Below are 2,393 nucleotides of genomic sequence, written 5' to 3' on the forward strand. Positions count from 1 at the left end.
CCGGAGGTCTTCGCTACCTCACCCGTTCACAACCTCCCGGGGAAGTACACCTAGCGACCATCGTCCTCGACCACTTGGAGCACCCCCATGAAGCTGTCTCTCATCGGCGCCCCCACCGACGTCGGGGCCAGCGTCCCCGGCTGCCGACTCGGGCCCGGTGGCCTGCGGATCGCAGGCCTCGGCACCGCACTGACCGCGCTGGGCCACGACGTCGAGGATGCCGGCGACCTGGTCGGCCCGCCCAATCCCCGCCAGGCCCCGGTGAAGGGGTACCGTCACCTGCCCGAGGTCACCGCCTGGAACACGACGGTGCGCGACGCCGTGGCCGACGCCCTGGCCCGAGAGCGGCTGCCGATCCTGCTCGGCGGCGACCACAGCCTCGCGGTGGGGTCGATCTCGGCGGTGGCCGCCCATTGCCGCGCCCGCGGCACGAAGCTGCTGGTGATCTGGGTGGACGCCCACGCCGACATCAACACCGCCCAGATGACCCCCTCGGGCAACCTCCACGGCATGCCCGTGGCCTGCCTGCTCGGACAGGGGCCCGCAGAGCTCACGGCCTTGTCCGGTCAGACCCCCGCCCTCACCGCGGCACAGATCCACCAGGTGGGGCTGCGCAGCGTGGACGCCGGGGAGAAGAGCTTCCTCGTCGAGCAGGGGGTCGCCGTCTACGACATGCGCTTCATCGACGAGGTCGGCATGCGCGAGGCGCTGCGGCGAGCCCTGGCCGATCTGGACGACGACACCCACCTGCACCTGTCGCTGGACGTCGATTTCGTCGATCCCGAGGTGGCCCCCGGGGTCGGCACCCCGGTGGTCGGAGGGCCGACCTACCGTGAAGCGCAACTGTGCATGGAGATGGTCGCCGACACGGGGCGCCTCGGCTCCCTGGACGTGGTGGAGATCAACCCGGCCCTCGATGTCCGCAATGCCACCTCCACCCTGGCGGTGGACCTGGTGGAGAGCCTGTTCGGGAAGTCGACGCTGCTCAGGATGACGCGGTCGTCCTGACCTCGGCGGCTCAGGCGCGCGCGAGCTTCGCGGAGGTGGCCAGGTTGCGCACCGTGGTCACCAGCGGGGCCAGGGCGCGCGGGATCCCGGCGGCCAGCTTCGAGGTCCCCTGCCCCTCGCCGAAGCGCAGATAGGCGACCTGCCCGGAGAACACCACCTCTTCCGCGGGGGTGGCCAAGGCGATCAGCCGCGCTCGCGCCTCCGGGCCGATCGGTGCGGCACAGAAGGCGATCGCCGTCTGCGCCGGATCGGGGAACGGATGCCCGGAGACGACCTCGGCCAAGGCCTCCTGGGTGAGGACGACCGTGTCGACGGGGAAGCCGAACGCCTCGTGGATCGCCTTCTCGGCGACAGCCCGAACGGCCGCGCCGTCCAGGTCGCTGCTGACCAGCAGGTTGCCGGAGGCCAGCAGCGTGGTGGGGTGGGCGAGTCCCGAAGCGGCGACGACGTCACGCAGCCGCGCCATCGGCACCTTCTTGTGCCCGCCGACATTGATCCCGCGCAGCAGCACGGCATATCTGGTCATGGGTGGCCTCCTGAACGTGCGACGGCCGCCACGATAGCCCCAGCCGCCGCGGGTTGACCGGGACGCCGCCACCGGGCGGCGCACAGCGGATCTCCTGACGAGGACCGCTCGCCAGGAGATCCGCCGAGGCGGTGCTACACCACCAGCGGCCGGTCGGTGGGCGCGATCGGCCGGGGCAGGCTGGAGGTGCCCTGCAGGTAGGCGTCCACGCCGTTGGCGGCGCTGCGGCCCTCGGCGATGGCCCAGACGATCAGGGACTGGCCCCGCCCCGCATCGCCGGCGACGAACACCCCCGGAACCGAGGTCTGGAAGTCCGCGTCACGGGCGATGTTCCCGCGGGCATCGAGGTCCACCCCGAGTTCGGCGACCACGCCGTCGGGCTGCGGTCCCACGAAGCCCATGGCGAGCAGGACCAGGTCGGCGGGGATCACCCGTTCGGTGCCCGGCACCGGCGTGAGCTTGCCCTCGACGAACGTGACCTCGGTCAGGTGCAGTTCCTTCACCTGACCGTCGACGCCGACGAACTCCGTCGTCGAGACGGCGAACTCGCGATCGACCTCGCCCTCTTCGTGGCTGGTGCTGACCCGGAATAGCATCGGATACGTCGGCCAGGGCTGCCCGGCGGGTCGATCCTGCGGCGGGGCCGGCATGATCTCCAACTGCGTGATCGACGCGGCTCCCTGACGCAGCGAGGTGCCGATGCAGTCCGAACCGGTGTCGCCGCCGCCGATGACCACGACGTGCTTCCCGGTGGCGAGGATCTGGTCCTCGACGGACTGTCCGACGGCGACGCGGTTGGCCTGCGGCAGGAACTCCATCGCCTGATGGATGCCGGCCAGTTCGCGCCCGGGAACCGGGA

General features: G+C 71.3%; 3 protein-coding genes. 1 reads left to right on the forward strand and 2 read right to left on the reverse strand.

Translation table 11 applies throughout. From position 1 onward, the window contains the following. Positions 1-87 precede the first annotated feature (87 nt). A complete protein-coding gene (gene rocF / locus V7E09_RS15245) occupies positions 88-1,008 on the forward strand; it encodes an arginase (RefSeq protein WP_324510134.1) in 921 nt (306 codons plus the stop codon). Between the two features lie 10 nt (positions 1,009-1,018). Here the strand turns inward: rocF and V7E09_RS15250 are convergent, their stop codons facing one another. Then, complete coding sequence (locus V7E09_RS15250) at positions 1,019-1,534, reverse strand: DUF1697 domain-containing protein (protein ID WP_324510133.1); 516 nt, start codon at positions 1,532-1,534, stop codon at positions 1,019-1,021. Positions 1,535-1,668: 134 nt separating this feature from the next. Then, positions 1,669-2,393 (reverse strand): FAD-dependent oxidoreductase (locus tag V7E09_RS15255; RefSeq protein ID WP_324523694.1); only part of this gene is annotated, 725 nt, incomplete at its 5' end.

Origin of the sequence: Propioniciclava sp., from assembly GCF_036744435.1 — a bacterium.
Classification (GTDB): domain Bacteria; phylum Actinomycetota; class Actinomycetes; order Propionibacteriales; family Propionibacteriaceae; genus Propioniciclava.

Excerpts from the sequence above, each read along its gene's own strand:
- rocF (WP_324510134.1), top strand. The coding sequence starts at position 88 with ATGAAGCTGTCTCTCATCGGCGCCCCCACCGACGTCGGGGCCAGCGTC.
- V7E09_RS15250 (WP_324510133.1), bottom strand. The coding sequence starts at position 1,534 with ATGACCAGATATGCCGTGCTGCTGCGCGGGATCAATGTCGGCGGGCAC.